This is a genomic window from Pseudoalteromonas lipolytica, from assembly GCF_900116435.1.
Taxonomy (GTDB): domain Bacteria; phylum Pseudomonadota; class Gammaproteobacteria; order Enterobacterales; family Alteromonadaceae; genus Pseudoalteromonas; species Pseudoalteromonas lipolytica.
Genome location: NZ_FPAZ01000013.1, coordinates 49,103 through 66,156, shown reverse-complemented (window position 1 = coordinate 66,156; position 17,054 = coordinate 49,103). Strand labels below are relative to the sequence as shown.

The following is a 17,054-nucleotide window of genomic DNA, read 5'->3' as shown; positions in this document are numbered from 1 at the left end:
AAAATGGTGCTATCTCAACAAATAATGTTGTATCTATTATGGAATAAAACTATATTATTCCATCTAAATTAAGAAAAATATTCCAAAGTTAATTCGAGTAAAACAAAAATAATTCGTCGTTTGTACTTAATTTTGCGTCTTGGCGCTTAATATTCTCGATTGAAAGGTTTGTATTACACAAAGAATAAGTTAACTAACAAAGTGAGCCCGAATGTCTACTTTTGTAAAAATTAAAGCCTTACGCCAGTCTTTGTCGAGCAGCGAAGCAAAACTAGCAGATTTCACATTAAACTCGGCCAATGCGATTCGTAATTTATCCTCTGTTGAATTAGCAAAAGTGGTTGGTGTAAGCCAATCAAGCGTGGTTAAGTTTTCACAAAAATTAGGTTACAAAGGGTTTCCTGCTTTTAAGCTAGCCGTTATCGATGCCCTAAACGATGAAAGCAGCGAGCCCAAGTTACACGGTAAAATTACCTTAAACGACTCTCTTGAACAAATTGCCGAAAAATTACTCAGCAGTAAACTGGCCGTTTTAACTGAAACCAAAAACCTTAACGAAGCGCCTGCAATCGAAAAAGCGGTTGAATTATTAAAATCAGCTAAACGTATTCTTATTTGCGGTTTAGGTGGCTCGGCGCTGGTTGCCAAAGATTTCTCTTATAAATTACAAAAGCTAGGAATGCCAGCTATCGCTGAACCAGACGGCCACGCCCAACTTGCCTACGTTGCTACGTTTTCAAAAGGTGACTTGGTTATTGCGATTAGTGAATCGGGGATGACCCGTGAAATTGCTGAGGTCGTTAAACAAGCTAAGAAAAACGACAGCGCAGTGATCTCAGTCACTAAGTTTGGTAGTAGCCCCGTCGCAGACTCAGCAGATGTAAAACTCTACTCTGTTGCTGAAGGTGAATCAGTAAGGCTGTCATCAATTTTAGCCCGAACTGCACAAGATTTTGTCATTGATATTCTGTTCATTGCACTGACTCAATCGAGTCGACAAGGCAGAAAATTACTAGAACATTCTAATGAAGTTGTAGGCGAATTTAAGAATAACTAATTTTTAAATACAGACTATAAACCTAAAAAAGCAGCGAAAGCTGCTTTTTTTATGCCTTTACTTAGCAACTAAATTTGCACCTCATCTTTCTTGTTATGTATTGATTTTTATAAGCTAATAAAAAATAAAGCGTTCATAATTTCTTACAAAAAAGACCCCTCACATTCCGTATGCTCTTAAAAGCAAATGAACACAAACACTTACCCAATAAAGGTAATATATTTTATTCCACAAACAACCATAAGTAACAAAAAAATATTCTTGACCGATTCTTCTAACAGCTGTTTAATGTATAGGCAACATAATTTTAAAGTTCATAAGTCTCAATTGGGTAAGCAGTCCAACAAAGCATATAAATATAAGGACGGGAAACAATGAAACAACATGCATCCTCACTCGTAATAAGCTCCATAGCTAAAGCGACACATAATGCACTTCGCGCAAAGAAAACAGCTCTAACAGGTGTTGTAATGGCCGCGGCTTTAGCCAGCGCACCAGCCTTTGCTAATTTAACCGGTGGAATCAAGGGTAAAGTATCAACACCAGAGGCACAGCAGTCTCTGGCGGGGATCACGGTAACGGCAAAAAGTAACGTAATGCCGAAACCACGCACTGTTGTGACTCGTGAAGACGGAAGCTACGACTTACCCCAACTAAAACCAGGGACTTATGAACTCACTTTCACCGATAAAAACGGGGTCACTCAAACGATGACCGTTGATGTTTTGCTTGAGCAAACATCGAGCCTAAACGTTACCTTCGGTGGCGCAAATGAAAATGTTGAGGTCATCACCATTACTGGTAGTAAATTATACCGTCAGGGTAAGTCAGCTCTGACCAACTCACTAGGCGAAGAGGCAATCAACAACGTGCCAGTGGGTCAAGACTACCGAGACCTATTAAAACTTGTACCAGGTGTGGAGCTTTCGGCGAACACAGTTTTAGGTCCGTCAGCAGGTGGTTCAGGGGTTGATAACTCATACGGTTTTGATGGCGTAAATGTTTCTATGCCAATGTTTGGTAATTTAGCGTCAGAGCCTTCGACCCATGACGTGGCGTATGTCACCATGGACCGCGGTGGTGCTAAAGCCGTAGGCTTTAACCGTTCAGGTGGCTTCTCAATCAATACAGTATCAAAATCTGGTACTGATGAATTTCACGGTAACGTTGAATACAAAGCACAACCGAAGAGTTTTGTTGCGACCCCTATAGGCGAAGAAAGTTATGAGATGGATAAAAGCTGGTTAACTGCAAGCCTAGGTGGACCGCTGATTGAAGATACACTGTACTTTTATACCTCGTATTATCGCCCTGAAGAAACGAAGGCTAACAAGAATACAGCTTATGGCGAAGTAAAAGACTATGAAAGTATCCGTGACGAATACTTCGGTAAGCTTACATGGGCACCGACCGACGATATTTTAATTAATATTTCACAACGTACCTCTGATAAAGAGGTAAAAGGCGATTCAATAGGCGCTTACGAAACTGACAGTGTATCTGTTGGTAGCAAAGCCGACCAAGATATCTTTACGTTAGATGGCTCTTGGATTTTAGGCTCTGCAACCACCCTGTCATTCCAATACAGTAAGTTTGAATTAGAAACAGGTTCGAAACCAGATACTGAGTTGAGTGTCGTACCTTCGTTAAATAGTCAGCTTGATGTTAACAACCTTACTCAGATGGGCTATTTTTCGGTGCCAAAACCAAGAGAATATGTCTCTAAAGAAGGTTTCACAGAAGAGCAAATCGCTATTTATAATGCCGGAGCTACCGCATTAATTAATACTTATGGCTATCTTGAAGATGGTGTAATGAAAGGCAGCGGTGGTGTTGGCGCTTATTCACAATATGACAATATAAACTTCTATCGTGATTCATTTGAACTCAACTTAGAACATGAATTTGATTGGGGTGACACGTACCATACACTCCACTTTGGTGCCAAATGGGAAGAAAGTGAAGAACAACTTACCCGTTTATCAAATGGCTGGGGGCGCATCTCTTACCTTGGCGGTTTAGTTGATGCTGATGCAGATACGGCAGGCTTTGACCCTGCAGATGCTATATATCGTGCACATGTGCAACAAATGAGTCTGGCAACTGAAGATGGTACAACTGTTTCTGGCATAAACTCAGAAATGCGTAGTATCAATTTTGAAATAAACGATACCATAGAACATGGTGACTGGACTTATAATATCGGTTTACTCGTAAGCCAAGATACGTGGTACGGGCAAGGTTTAAAAGCGAAGTCAGGCACCGTTTCAGGTTATGAGTTGGCTCCAGGACAGAAGTACGAAATGTATAAAACAGACTGGAGTGATATGCTGCAACCTCGTTTAGGTGCAACTTGGACGTACTCAGATGAAGACTCAGTCTTTGCAAATTTCGCAATTTATAATCCTGAAGCGAGTTCACTCGCTCGTGCAGCCTCGTGGGACCGTAATACGCGCTCAGAAATTGAGCTACTTCTAGATGAGTCTGGCAACATTCTTTCTGCATCACCTCGACGTGGTTCATCAGGTAAAGCATTCCAAGAAGGCATGAAACCTCGTCGTATCAATGAATTCACGCTTGGCACAACGAAATATGTGGGCTCTGATTTAGTATTACGTGCTCACGTACGTCACCGTAAAGGTATGCATTTTTGGGAAGATATGCCTAACAATGCACGCTTAACTGATTACTCAGGCGTTGATGCCGAAGGTGTGCCACAACATATCGCAGATAAAGGCCTTTATGTTGAAAACCTTGCCGATATTATCGATGAAATTGGTGGCTCATCGTATGTAATCGCTGAGGTTGATGGCGGCGAAACGAAATACTGGGAAGCCAGTATCGAAGCTGAATACCTAGGTGAAAACAGCTATATCAATGCTTCTTATGTGTGGAGCCATTACTACGGTAATTTCGACCAAGACAATACCACGACAAGTAACGATGCAAATAACTTTATTGGCTCATCATACTATGGTGATGGCCGCGGCCGTTACTCATGGGATAACCGTTACGGCACACTTTCAGGAGATAAGCCGCATAAGGTTAAAGTCTATGGTTACTACACTGTGCCGTGGGAAGCAAACATTGGTGCGTACTTTGTATTCCAGTCTGGTCAAGCTTGGGAAAACTGGGATGGAACTATGTATGGTTATCCGACAAGCCATGTTAGTCGTTATGCAGAACCTGCTGGTTCTCGTAGAACAGCAAGCCACTGGCAACTTGACTTGAACTACACGCAAGACTTTACGTTCTCAGGTGACATGGAACTACAATTCCGTGCTGACTTATTTAATGTCTTTAACCGTCAAACTGGTTACAACAAAAACCCGTATGTACTTGATGAAAACTATGGTGAATCACGCAGTTACTATAATCCACGTAGTTTACAGCTTTCAGTTAACTTCAAGTTCTAAACCAATCAATCCTGTTGGGGGCCGCATATGCGGCCCTTTTTCATCCCTTTTAATCTAAATTGTACAAAACGTTCTTGCTTCATCTAAATGAATGGCCTGCTTCATCAAATAATCAATCTGTACCGTACGTTTAATACCATTCCGCTTAATTAAGTGGCCTATTTTGAGGCAATAAAACCGCGTTGATAACAAGGCAAAAATTTAGTTATTTAGTTGTTCTCGGCAATTGCTCCTGCATTGCTCTACCTCCTGCATCCATGCAGTCGTAAATCAGAAATTTTTAACGCAGGTAGCGACTGGTTTGATCACTCAAAATGATTAAGTATTTTTGCGGATTGGTATAATAGCGTGTTGCTGGCTGTTTTTTGATGTTGCTTGCCAGTGCCAGTCACTAAGTGCTTCACGCGATTCACTAATAAACATGCCTGCGGGGAAACTTTCTAGAAAGGTAATATCTTTGCTATTCCCGTGTTGATCAATCGTAATAATGAAGCGTGCACTGCCCGCTTTTTTGGTCATCTGTGCCACTTTAGGATAGCTAGGTTTAGTTACGCGTTTTAATGCCCATAGCTCGATCTGCAGCGCTTTTATCGGCGCTTAAGTCAAGTATACGTGCAGCCTTGCTAGGGGCCCGTGAGCAGCCAGAGAGTAAGGCAAATACTGCCGCACAAAAATAGACCTTCATAATACATCCTTTTAATTATTCAGGGCCTAAATTTACCACAGCCGTCAAAAAGTGATAATAAAAAAAGAGGCAAGTGCCTCTTTTTGAAATATGTTTTGTTATTGATACAGTAAATAGGGCTGTCGCTTACGTTTAAATGCCGCAAGCTCAGTTTGCCAACTCTGTTTTATTTGTTGCTCGGTTTGTCCCGCCTCAATCGCTAAACGAAGCTTATCTGTGCCCGCTAACTTATCCATAAACTCAGCACGTTCAAAAAATAACTGCTGTGAATCGGTTAGTTGTTGATAAGCAGCAATAAATAAACTTAAATCTAAGCCATGCATGTTTGAATCACGTAAATCTTGACCAAAAACCTCAACGTCTTTAAATTTAGGGTTCATTGATGCCCCTTTAATCGCACGTGGCGTAAAACTAAACTCTCCTAGTTTTACAGGTGAATAGCCGACGACTTGGAACGGAAAATCAGTTCCACGACCAATGGTTATGGGTGTCGCTTCAAAGAAGCATAATGATGGATAAAGCTGAATAGATTGAGCATTTGGCAAATTAGGGCTTGGTTTTACTGGCAAGTCGTAAGTAATGGTGCGCTTATAATTCGCCACCGGTACCACTGATAGCTGAAGTTCAGCTGCGTTATTGATCCACCCTTCGCCTTTAATCATCTGTGCAAGCTCAGCAACCGTCATACCATGTAAAACGGGAATTTCATGCATACCCACGAACGAACGGAATTTGGGATCTAAAATTGGCCCATCGACATAAGCAATGTTCGGATTGGGTCTATCAAGGACAATAAATGCTTTACCGTTCTCAGCAGCCGCTTCCATCATATAATGCATTGAACTGATGTATGTATAAAAGCGCACACCGACATCTTGGATATCAAAAATAATAACATCCAGATCAGCCAGTGCTTCTGGGTTCGGTTTTTTATTGCTGCCGTATATAGAAACAACATCGATACCCGTTTTGGCATCTACAGTACTTTTTACATGGGCACCCGCATCATGATCGCCTCGAAAACCATGTTCCGGGGCAAATATTTTACGCACCACAACCCCTTTCTCGAGTAAAAAGTCGACTAAATGTTGACCATTAATTTCTGACGTTTGATTGACAACTAAACCAACGCGCTTGCCTTTAAGTTCTGGCACATAGGCTTGATAGTTAACAGCCCCCACTTGTAATGGTTGTGCTTTTTCTGGCACATTAACTGGCGTTTCCTTACAACCAAGTAATGCTAAACAGCTCACAATTAAAATGGCTAAAAAACGCATTATTCCTCCACCGCTTTACGTAAAAACCCATTCGCTTGGCAAAGCAGCTGTTTTGCCTCATCTGCAGGCTTACCCGTTAATACAATCAAAATAGCTAATTTGGCACTTTGCTCGGCTTGCTTTAAAGCATCGACAGCTTGCTGCTGTGAGCAACTAGTTGCCTGCATCACTATACGAATAGCACGTGCATGGAGCTTTTCGTTACTTGCATTTACATCAACCATCAGGTTTTTATACACTTTACCGGTGCGGATCATACTGGCAGTGCTTAACATATTAAGTACAAGCTTTTGTGCCGTACCCGACTTCATTCGTGTTGAGCCTGTCACAGCTTCTGCCCCTACCACAGGGCAAATACCAATTTGCGGTAAACGCATCACCGCTGAATCAGGGTTACACGTAATGCCCACCGTGACACACCCTAACGACTTAGCATACTCAATTGCAGCACACACGTATGGAGTACGTCCACTGGCAGCGATACCCACAACGATATCTTTTCCTGTAAGGTTCGCATTTTTTAAATCTTCCACACCAAGTGTGGTGCTATCTTCGGCACCCTCAACAGCTTTTTTAAACGCGGTGTCACCGCCAGCAATAATGCCTAATACCTGCTGTTCGCTCACACTGTAGGTCGGGGCACACTCAACAGCATCAAGAATACCTAAACGGCCGCTAGTGCCTGCGCCTATATAAATAAGTCTGCCACCTTGTTGAAATGCTTCAACAATATGATCTACTGCTAAACTTATTTGCGGGATAACCAGCTTAACGGCTGCTGCAACCTTGTGATCTTCATTATTGATTTTTGTGAGGATCTCAGTGGTGCTGAGCAGATCGATATCCAAAGTGTCAGGGTTTTGTCTTTCAGAGACAATACCGTTTAATTCTTCAAGTAACTCACTTTGATGCTTAAAGACGTGCTCAGGGCTCATTACGTTGTCCTTTTTCAATAATGTCATGGTAATGCTTTACCGCTAGTATAGCGGCACCAGTTAATGAATCCCCTTTACAAGGAGATAATTCGTTTTGCAATGTAAGTGGCAATAAGTCTTGGCTCACCTTAGCAAGTCCCCCAATTAAAATTACGGGTAACGGCGATGTACCGCGACTTTTATTAATTAACTCAACCACTGACGTCGTGTGCTCAGTTAATACCTTATTGGCTACTTTACATTCGTTTTGTAAGCTAAACACAAGCGGACTAAAACGTGCATAATCCGCGGGTTTGGCTTGTTTAAGCCAATGACTAATTGCTTGACGAGTGCATCCTAGCTGCTCACTCAAGCGAATCGTTAATCGGCTTTTTGGTAAATCGTAACAATCTATATCGTTTAATAAATACTGTACAGCCATTAGACCAATACGCGCGCCGCCACCAAAGTCATCCACAGTAAAACCCCAACCACCGACTAATTTAGCTTGGTTGTTTGATTGTAAACGCGCACCGACAGCACCTGTACCAAGGGCAACAACAACACAAGGTTCCCCCAAATTTGCACCATAAAGCGATGTAATGGCATCACTCTCTATGCGAAGACTTGCAAACTCAATCTCGTAAATTAGCTTGAGCATTACTTTAACTTGCTCAGCTAATGTGGTTGATGCACCTCCGGCGAGGCCCATTACAGCAACGATATCACTGGCCTTTGCACCACTTTGTTCGCAAACGTCTCGAACAACCTTCACAATATTCTCAACCGCTAAATCAAGATCATTCGAAATAGACGCGGGCCCGCCTTGTGAGCGAAACGTCAATTGTGAGGATTGCTCTGTCAGTTCAGCTAAAACTTTAGTACCGCCACCATCAATGGCTAGAACATAACGCACTGTCATTTATGCAAATGCCTCATTACTTGCTTTGGGTTTGCCAACACAGCACACTAATGTTGATAACAAGGTGCCAATACATAACTGCCAAGTAAAACCTAAATAAAAGCGCATCGACTCAGGCAATAACCAATCAATCATATAGGGTTGCATTAATAGCGTAACAACAAAACCAACAATTAATGCAGCGAGCACAGAACCTTCACTGCCGCGTTTTGTAAATAACGTTGTGAAATAAACACCCAATAAACCGCTGTACGAAAACACCATAACGCTTAAGGCAAACTTTAATAACGGCATATCACTGTATTGCTGCCAGAAATAGCAAAGTATTGCCATCAACGCCAACGCTAAACTAACCACTGCCATCCCCACTCTACCGGCTTTAACAAAGTGGTGGTCACTCACGTGTTTATTGGCCTTTTCTAGATACGGGCGATATAAATCTTGCACTATCACTGATGACATTGAGCTCAGTCCCGAATTTAATGTTGATATCGCCGCAGCGATTATGCCCACACTAACCAAGCCTTTAATTCCTGCTGGTACTTCATTTAATACGTAATACATAAAAATGGTAATTTTTTCGCCATTAAACTCTTGTACAACCGCCTCTCCAGCCTGATTATTCATAAGTGTTGGTTGCTGATAAACAATATAAAGCAGCATGCCAATGAAGATAAAAATAGCCATAACCGGTATTACCATCAACACCGATAGCAGTAATGCCTTACTGCCTTCTTTTGGACTCTTACAGGTTAATAAACGCTGTGTCATGTCTTGATCAAGGCCAAATGCTGCAATATTTAACAATACAAACCCGGTTAATACAGAGGCCATATTGAATACCCCTGATGGCGTAAAGTCTAAATCAAACTTAAACAAAGCAAGTTTCGAGTCAGCACCAGGAGCGGGTTCATTTAAGGTGGCTATAATGGACGAGAAATCGGCAGGAATAATATTCAGCAAACACCAAATAACCGCGATCGCTGCACTAACATAAACAACACTCTGTAAAACATCAGAATAGATAACGCTGCGGATCCCGCCTAAAAAGGTATAAAGTAACCCCGCCAGCGCCAGTACTAAGGTCGCTATCACCACACTGTCGGCATGTATATTGCCATATAAAATCATAGCCACCGCGATGGCTGCCATATAAAGACGCGCACCACTGGCAAACACACGACCAAATAAATACATTAAACCGCTACGGCGTTTAGCTTTTGGGCCTATACGCTTTTCTAACAGCTCATACACTGTGTACACTTTTTGTTGGTAAAACTTAGGAATTAAAAATGCCGACACCACAAATGCCGCAATAAACGCCCCTATATTTGTTGCGATATAAGAAAAATCACCTTGATAACCTTGATCAGGGCCACCAATAAAGGTTGCCGCAGATTGCGACGTCGCCAAAACAGAAATAGCCACCATCCAGGTCGGCATGCTATTTCCACCCAAGAAAAAATCTTGGCTTGAGTTGGCACGTTTGCGATTAAACCACCAGCCACTGAGCAATAAAATTGCGCCATAACTTGCGAATACTAACCAATCGAGTAATGCGTAATTTGCACTCATTTATTATCCTAACTCAAACCTTGATGGAATATATTATTCCATCATTACGACAAAAATAAAATACTTTTATTTTATTATTTTTAATTTTCCAGTACCGGCAATTGCCACTGACTTTGTTTTTGCTGATATTGCTGCTTAGTTAAACTCACCAATAATGGTTTTTTACGCTCATCAAGCCAAGCTAATAAGGTATCCATATCGGTTTCGGTCATCGCTGTACATCCTGCCGTTGGTTTACTGGGCGCACGCCATAAATGCATAAAAATACAACTGCCCGCCCCATCGACATTGTAAGGATTGTGCTTTACCACGATCCCCTTTTTATATAAGTCGTCTTGGCTGTAAATATCACGGCGCATCCATTCAGATGAGTTTTTTACCGCAGCGTCTCCCACTTCTGACTTATCAACGAGCTGGTTGTAAAAAGGAGACCCTTTTACATCAATGCAGTAATCGTTAGCAGTCATAGCTTGATAGCTAAGATTCGTTTGTAATGTGTCTAAGTAACCAAATGCAGTACCTAGTTCAAAGATACCCGCTGGCGCTTTGCCATCCCCCTCTTGTTTTTGCAAACCAGCTTGTGCTGGATGTAAGCCAACACCCCAAGCAAGCCCAGTACGCCCAAGCACAACAGCGTGTTGATCACCTTGTTGTTGCCATTGTCGCCCTTTTTTTTCAAAGCGATAAAGCGTCGCATCAATTGCGTCACTGTCATTGGCTACAACCACAACTAATTGTTGATGTGTATTATCAATCACAGGCGTGTACTGCTGCGAGCTTGCACAGGCGGTTAAACTCATTGCTGCAACAAAACTAAAGATTTTTTTCATTCTGGCCACACTCCATTTGTTATCAGTTCAAGACCGTTGATTGATTCAATACCAAGACCTGGGGCATCCGAAAGCGTGATCTGTGGGCCATTAAATTCAACCCCACCTTGCACCGGATCATACTGGCCAAGGGCTGGACCATCTAAATCAATTTTACTAATTTGTTGGGCTTTTGCGGATGCTAAATGTGCAGCACCCGCCACAGCAATACTGCCCTCAAGCATACAACCAATCATACACTGCGCTTGATACTGCGCAGTGATATTGGCTATTTCAATCGCACGGCTCAACCCACCGGTTTTCATCAGCTTAATATTAATAATATCAACGGCGCCAAGCTCTAAAAGCTGAATAACCTGCTGAGGAGAAAAAGCACTCTCGTCGGCCATAATCGGTGTATTAACACGATCAGTAATGTATTTTAGTCCTTGGATGTCGTTACTTTTAACAGGCTGCTCTACAAGCTCAAGCACGACCCCAGCGTGTTCTAGTTGCTGTAAGGCCTGCACTGTTTGCTTAGCACTCCAGCCTTGATTAACATCAAGACGCAAGAGTGCTTTGCTTGCAAAGCCCGCATAAATTGCTTTAACACGCTCAATGTCTTGGTTCAGGTTATTGCCGATTTTAACTTTTAATACATCGAAACCTTGATCAACCGCGAGCTGGCAGTCGCTGAGCATCTTATCGATATTATCAACACTGATAGTGATATCAGTCTTGAGCTCTGACTGACCGCCACCGAGTAATTTATACAATGGCGCTTTATAAAGCTTGCCCCATAAATCATAAACAGCAATTTCTAGCGCCGCTTTTGCGCTACTATTACCGACTACAGTCGTTTGTATAATATGGGTGAGCTGATTAATATTTTCTATTTCGAGGCCCAATAATTTCGGCGCAATAAACTGCTTAATAACGCTTATCATGCCTTGGTGAGTATCCCCTGTAATAACTGGGGTTGATGCTGCTGAACCATAACCAATCTGGCCGCAGTGAGTCTCGATGATCACCACTAAATCTTCTATAAAACTAACTTCTCTCAACGCCGTTTTGAATGGGGTCACTAATGGCACTTTGAGCTTTGCAAAACGAATTGCTTTAATTTTCATACAGGCCTCTAGCGAATACGTTTAATGTTGTACACACGGTCTAAATAGCTGGTTTCTTGCGAGAGCCTTAACGGCAATAATGGAGTAACCGATACCCCATTTAGAGCACTGCTGTAAAAACTACCATCGCCTTTGTTGTAGCCAAGCCCTTTCACGTCGTGAATTACGTACGGCTCACCTTGGTGTTCACCTAAATACATCATCACATGACCTGGAATATAAATTAAATCACCAATTGCCATATTCTTAACCACAGATAATTTAGACGCTTCATTGGCATTTTTATCAAAGCGGCTATTTTTACCGTATTCACTGCTCCCTTGCTGACCGGAGTTACGTGGCATGAGTAAACCAAAACTTTTATAAATTTCTCCCACAAAACCAGTGCAATCTCGGCCATTGTAATCGTGCCCCCATCCATACCGCTCACCTAAAAACTTAAAGCCTTGCTTAATCAGGTTTTGTTCGGTGTAGGCGAGGTAACCGATATTTACATCTGCGGTTTTACTGATCATTGCTGGCTTTATGGCTAATTGGCCATTTTCATCGCGCGTTGGTAATTGCACAATATGGCTGGCATAAGTATTTTGCCCATTCAGTAAGTAAGGAACTTGCTCGTTATCAACAAGGGGTAAACGCACCCCCATATCAAGCTGAACTTCTGAGCGTGCATCATCATTAGGCACATAAGCAGTGTGCACTTTAGCGCCAGTGATGACTAAAAAGTTTTCTTGGTCTCGGTACGCTTTAATTTTATCAGCATCGGCAAAAGCAATATCCTCAGCGGGTGTCCACGCTAAATAGTTATAAGCACGCACTAAAAGCCACTTTTTATCCGCGCTTTGATGCAAGACAGCGACACTCTCTCCCGGAAACATGCCACTTTCTTGAAAGCGATCTAGGTCGTGATCTAAGCCACTGTTGAGCACCCGATCCCACGTTGGAAAGGTCCGTAATGACGTACGCTTCACCACCACACCAAAGCGAACTAAGTTAGTACTCGCGACCTTATTAATATTTAAATTTGCCTGATATTTAGCAAAATCTTTCGCTGTTAATTGACGTCCGTCAGTAAAAAAGCGCGGGCTTTTTGGCACTGAGCTGGCTTGATTAATTAAGCTAGTGAGTTCGGCTTTAGACAGCGATTTTTGAAATGACAGTGGATCAACAATGTACTTATTTTCTTTGATTAACTTATCGTTAAACGCCTGAATTTGCGCATTTGTCATGAGCATTTTTGCTGATGCGCCTTGCTGCAACCAATAACTAGGTGACAACTGTGACTGAGTGACGGCTATCACATCTGACTGCCACCCTTCGGCATGCATAGGTGAGCTAAAGGCAACACCTAGGCTAATTGATAAAGCGATAATTGAACGACGCATGTGTGTTCCTTAATACTTATTGAGCGCGTGAATCTAATAGTTTTGTAAAAGCTGCCTGCAAATTTTGCTGCATTAGCTTGCCGACTTTTGGCAAGTGGGCTTCCTCTGCACCAGGGGTTGCTTGCTGAATACTCAAGGTAAACTCGCGACCGCCATTAATTTGCCCCAAGCAAACATGAGCGAGCATAACCGTTTCGGTCGCAGAGCGAGTTTCACTTGGGCCCCAGCCGATTTTTTGCCACACTCGCCACTGCCCATTTGTCGCGGTATCAAGTACTTCTTTTGCCGAGCGTGTATCATTGGGTGCAATCGCTTTTGCAAGTGCATTAGTCACAAGATGACTGATGCCAATCATCATACCACCTCCGCCAGCCTGTTGTTCGCTATGACCTGTGCCATTAAGGAGTACATCTACATCGCTACTTTGCAAATACGGCATACGGGTACTGGGTTCACGGTCGTGACTAACAAGGCGTTTTAACCATTCAGCTTGTGCCAAGGTAGTCATTGCCTTATTACCCGTTAAACCGCAGTTATCACAACGGTAACTTAAATAACCAGGATCATCACGATTTGCTTTGTAATGGCTGATCTTTGCATCATGTTCTGGGTGTGCAGGGTCATGCCAATATTCATCAGATGGCATAAACTGCTCACCGCCATAGGCACCATTAAATAATAAACCAGGGGTTTCGAGCTTTAACCAGTCATTATAAAAGAAGCTTTGTAATGTATTGCGCCCAGCAACATTAATAAAATAACTCGCGATTGCATTTGAATTGCCATCCGCTTTTCCAAATGGCTCATAGCTATTTACGCTACTAATTAAATCAGCCAAGGGAGTATCACAAGCCAGTGCGTGCGCACCTAATTTAGGCTGCTCTTTTCTCACGGTAGCGACAGCACCTGTGAAGGCTTGAATCTTTGATGAGCTCCATGGCTCATAAAGCTCATTGTGTGTGCCATCACTTAAGTAACGGTAAGCAAGTGCCCCGCCTTTTACCTGATAATCAATAACAAGCAATTTTCCTTGCTGTTGAGACGGAGAAAAATATTGCCAATCCGCGGCAATTCGAGACTGCCAATCAGGTTGCTGATAAGCCACTTGGTCAGCACTTTTATAGCCTTTTCCAGTCCCATTATTAGCGAGACTTAAACAACCGGTATTATTTAAATCACGTGGCATGATTGCAGGTGCCATCATCACTTCGGCAAAAAACTGCTCGTCAGTCATTGTGTCCACGGGGTTATTCGCGTGACAGCCAACTAACAGAAAAAGGCTACTACACAGCGTAAAATTGAGAGAGCGTAAACGCATGGTGTGCATAAAATAAAATTCCCACTTATTTTTATTTTTGGAATATTTTATTAAATTTAACACAAATTTCCCATGAAGCAAATTAACTCAGCTTTATTACGATTCATCTATTCTGCATCCAAAAAAATGACTTACGCGTATATACTTTTAATACCAAATAGAAAAGGGATTTATAAAATGAAAAAGTTATGCTTTATTGCGGGCTGTCTAAGCTGTTCTGGTGGCGCATTTGCTAATATTGAAAAAATTACCGTATATGGCCACCGCACTGGCTTAATCGGTGAATCAATCAGCGCCTCAAGTGGCATTATTGGCCAAGGTGAGATTGAAAATAGACCCATGCTCAGAAGCACAGAGCTACTTGAGTTAATCCCTGGTATGGCCGTTACTCAACACAGTGGTTCAGGTAAAGCAAATCAATACTTTATTCGTGGTTTTAACCTTGACCATGGTACAGACTTTTCAACCAATATTGATGGTATGCCAATCAATATGCGCAGCCATGGACATGGTCAAGGCTATACAGACTTGAACTTTATTATTCCCGAAACGATTGCCACAGTCAGTTATCAAAAAGGCAGTTACGATGCAAAGCAAGGTGACTTTTCAACTGCGGGCAGCGCCTACTTTCACCTGACAGATAACCCAAAGCATCAACAGTTAGATTTCACTATTGGTGAGGATAACTATTTACGCGCGGTTGCTTTAGGCAGCATTCCACTTGGTAATAGTAAACTTATTGGCGCCACAGAATGGCAAGGTTACGACGGGCCATGGCAAGACATTAAAGAAAGTGTAAATAAAAAGAACGCCCTCCTTCGTTTCGTTAATGAGTCTAAGCACGGTAACCTATCCATCAGTGCTATGGCATATGATAATACGTGGAATTCGGCTGACCAAATTCCGCAACGCGCCGTTGATCAAGGTATCATTTCATCGCTGGGCTCTTTGGACACCACATTAGGTGGCAGCTCTAGTCGCTATAGCTTATCGGCTAATTGGCAAAACGAACACCTCACAGCTAATGCCTATGTAATTGATTACAAACTGAACTTGTATTCTAATTTCTCGTATTTTCTTAATGATCCTGTTAATGGCGACCAATTTAATCAACGTGATAATCGTACGGTGTCTGGCGGGGCAATCAGTTATCAATTTTCGGATGTTTTAGGCTCTATTTTACTGAATCATGATGTAGGTGTTGAACTTCGTAACGATAACATTGATAACGTAGGACTGTATAACACACAGTCGAGAAATTACTTATCAACCGTACGTGAAGACCGTGTTGACGAAACAAGTTACGCTGCTTATTGGCAAACCCAACTTACTATGAGCCCTCAATTAGAGGCCACTGTAGGCGTACGCTATGACTATATTGATGCGAGCGTTAACAGCGATAATCACTTAAATTCAGGCGATGCAAATGACGATTTACTCGGTTTCAAAGCAAGCCTAACTTATTTATTCAACGAGAACGTAGCGGGTTATGCCAACTGGGGGCAATCGTTTCATTCTAACGATGCACGCGGCGCAACAATTCAACAAGACCCTGTAACCCTTGCAGCCACGGATACCGTTGATTTGCTGGTTAAAAGTAATGGTGCTGAGTTGGGCATGCGCTACTTTGATGAAAAGCACTTTAACTTTTCAGCGGCACTGTGGTGGCTTTCACTTGACTCAGAACTCCTCTTTGTTGGTGATGCAGGCAATACTGAAGCCAGTGATGCATCAACACGTTACGGATTAGAACTAAGCGCTTACTATTGGCTAGCCGAGACACTTAGCCTTGATGCTGAAGCATCGTTTACACATTCACGCCTAGACATAGATAGCCAGAACGACCGCATTGAAGGGGCTGTGCCAGTAGTTGCCAGTGCTGGGGTAAACTGGCACATAACAGAGCAATGGCAAACATCGTTGCGTCTTCGCCATATAGGTAAACGCATGCTCAATGATGATGGCAGTCAACGTTCAGAGCCTTTGACCGTCGTTAACGGTTTAGTTAGTTACCAACATACTCACTGGAAAGTCGGCTTAGAGCTACTTAATCTATTCGATAGCAGTGATCATGATATCGATTACTATTATGCATCACGCTTACCGACTGAGCCCGCAGAGGGAGTAGAAGATAATCACTACCACCCCATAGAGCCACGTACGCTTAGATTCAACGTCAGTTTACTCTTTTAGAGAACCTGCTCTGTGTACTTTTGCAAGTTAGTGATTAGGTCACGGTAAAGCGATACACTGTTATCTTTGATGCGGTCGAGGAAAAAGTCGTCAGTAATGCGAGTTATTTGCTGACGCTTGTTCTTATCACTTAACTTACTGCCAGCAATTCCTATTAGTTCAGAAATTTTTAACGCAGGTAGCGACTGGTTTAATCACTCAAAATGATTAAGTATTTTTGCACAATGGTATGATACCGCAGCTGCGGATTTCGGGCACAAAAAAACCGACTTTCGTCGGTTTATGTCACTTTCAGAGTGAAAGTGGCGGACGCGGGAGGATTCGAACCTCCGACCGCCTGGTTCGTAGCCAGGTACTCTATCCAGCTGAGCTA

At 42.5% G+C, this 17,054-nt stretch carries 12 protein-coding genes; 3 read left to right on the top strand and 9 right to left on the bottom strand.

Features of this window, described 5'->3' with window-relative positions:
* The first annotated feature begins 211 nt into the window (after nucleotides 1–211).
* Together BM378_RS14330 and BM378_RS14325 are read left to right on the top strand one after the other, a co-directional pair.
* Nucleotides 212–1,057, top strand: coding sequence for a MurR/RpiR family transcriptional regulator (locus BM378_RS14330; protein WP_036970537.1), 846 nt, complete (start codon nucleotides 212–214; stop codon nucleotides 1,055–1,057).
* 374 nt (nucleotides 1,058–1,431) lie between these two features.
* Nucleotides 1,432–4,473: a TonB-dependent receptor gene (locus tag BM378_RS14325; RefSeq protein WP_036970539.1), complete on the top strand. Its 3,042-nt coding sequence runs from the start codon at nucleotides 1,432–1,434 to the stop codon at nucleotides 4,471–4,473.
* Nucleotides 4,474–4,791: 318 nt separating this feature from the next.
* Here BM378_RS14325 and BM378_RS14320 read toward each other — a convergent pair whose 3' ends face one another.
* The 9 genes from BM378_RS14320 to BM378_RS14280 form a co-directional block, all read right to left on the bottom strand.
* On the bottom strand, nucleotides 4,792–5,049 hold the full coding sequence (locus BM378_RS14320; protein ID WP_227006848.1) for an energy transducer TonB: 258 nt from the start codon (nucleotides 5,047–5,049) through the stop codon (nucleotides 4,792–4,794).
* A gap of 207 nt (nucleotides 5,050–5,256) precedes the next feature.
* Nucleotides 5,257–6,435 (bottom strand): exo-beta-N-acetylmuramidase NamZ family protein, encoded by a 1,179-nt coding sequence (locus tag BM378_RS14315; protein ID WP_036970543.1) that lies wholly within the window; start codon nucleotides 6,433–6,435, stop codon nucleotides 5,257–5,259.
* Nucleotides 6,435–7,370, bottom strand: coding sequence for an N-acetylmuramic acid 6-phosphate etherase (murQ, locus tag BM378_RS14310; RefSeq protein WP_074989451.1), 936 nt, complete (start codon nucleotides 7,368–7,370; stop codon nucleotides 6,435–6,437). Before murQ ends, BM378_RS14315 begins: the two co-directional genes overlap by 1 nt.
* Nucleotides 7,360–8,271 (bottom strand): glucosamine kinase nucleotide-binding domain-containing protein, encoded by a 912-nt coding sequence (locus BM378_RS14305; RefSeq protein ID WP_051501818.1) that lies wholly within the window; start codon nucleotides 8,269–8,271, stop codon nucleotides 7,360–7,362. Before BM378_RS14305 ends, murQ begins: the two co-directional genes overlap by 11 nt.
* Nucleotides 8,272–9,846, bottom strand: a complete 1,575-nt coding sequence (locus BM378_RS14300) for a sodium:solute symporter (protein WP_074989450.1) — start codon at nucleotides 9,844–9,846, stop codon at nucleotides 8,272–8,274.
* 80 nt (nucleotides 9,847–9,926) lie between these two features.
* A complete protein-coding gene (locus BM378_RS14295; RefSeq protein ID WP_065978429.1) occupies nucleotides 9,927–10,676 on the bottom strand; it encodes a L,D-transpeptidase family protein in 750 nt (249 codons plus the stop codon).
* A complete protein-coding gene (locus BM378_RS14290) occupies nucleotides 10,673–11,785 on the bottom strand; it encodes a mandelate racemase/muconate lactonizing enzyme family protein (protein ID WP_065978430.1) in 1,113 nt (370 codons plus the stop codon). The genes BM378_RS14295 and BM378_RS14290 overlap by 4 nt, the downstream gene beginning before the upstream one ends.
* A gap of 8 nt (nucleotides 11,786–11,793) precedes the next feature.
* On the bottom strand, nucleotides 11,794–13,170 hold the full coding sequence (locus BM378_RS14285) for an SH3 domain-containing protein (protein WP_074989449.1): 1,377 nt from the start codon (nucleotides 13,168–13,170) through the stop codon (nucleotides 11,794–11,796).
* A 16-nt stretch (nucleotides 13,171–13,186) separates the two neighbouring features.
* The gene (locus BM378_RS14280; RefSeq protein ID WP_143104590.1) at nucleotides 13,187–14,413 is read right to left on the bottom strand and encodes a hypothetical protein; all 1,227 of its coding nucleotides are present in this window, start codon (nucleotides 14,411–14,413) and stop codon (nucleotides 13,187–13,189) included.
* Nucleotides 14,414–14,665: 252 nt separating this feature from the next.
* Between BM378_RS14280 and BM378_RS14275 the strand changes: the two genes are divergently transcribed.
* Complete coding sequence (locus tag BM378_RS14275) at nucleotides 14,666–16,681, top strand: TonB-dependent receptor (protein ID WP_074989447.1); 2,016 nt, start codon at nucleotides 14,666–14,668, stop codon at nucleotides 16,679–16,681.
* Nucleotides 16,682–17,054 lie beyond the last annotated feature (373 nt).

Excerpts from the sequence above, each read along its gene's own strand:
- BM378_RS14330 (WP_036970537.1), top strand. The coding sequence starts at position 212 with ATGTCTACTTTTGTAAAAATTAAAGCCTTACGCCAGTCTTTGTCGAGC.
- BM378_RS14325 (WP_036970539.1), top strand. The coding sequence starts at position 1,432 with ATGAAACAACATGCATCCTCACTCGTAATAAGCTCCATAGCTAAAGCG.
- BM378_RS14315 (WP_036970543.1), bottom strand. The coding sequence starts at position 6,435 with ATGCGTTTTTTAGCCATTTTAATTGTGAGCTGTTTAGCATTACTTGGT.
- murQ (WP_074989451.1), bottom strand. The coding sequence starts at position 7,370 with ATGAGCCCTGAGCACGTCTTTAAGCATCAAAGTGAGTTACTTGAAGAA.
- BM378_RS14305 (WP_051501818.1), bottom strand. The coding sequence starts at position 8,271 with ATGACAGTGCGTTATGTTCTAGCCATTGATGGTGGCGGTACTAAAGTT.
- BM378_RS14300 (WP_074989450.1), bottom strand. The coding sequence starts at position 9,846 with ATGAGTGCAAATTACGCATTACTCGATTGGTTAGTATTCGCAAGTTAT.
- BM378_RS14295 (WP_065978429.1), bottom strand. The coding sequence starts at position 10,676 with ATGAAAAAAATCTTTAGTTTTGTTGCAGCAATGAGTTTAACCGCCTGT.
- BM378_RS14290 (WP_065978430.1), bottom strand. The coding sequence starts at position 11,785 with ATGAAAATTAAAGCAATTCGTTTTGCAAAGCTCAAAGTGCCATTAGTG.
- BM378_RS14285 (WP_074989449.1), bottom strand. The coding sequence starts at position 13,170 with ATGCGTCGTTCAATTATCGCTTTATCAATTAGCCTAGGTGTTGCCTTT.
- BM378_RS14275 (WP_074989447.1), top strand. The coding sequence starts at position 14,666 with ATGAAAAAGTTATGCTTTATTGCGGGCTGTCTAAGCTGTTCTGGTGGC.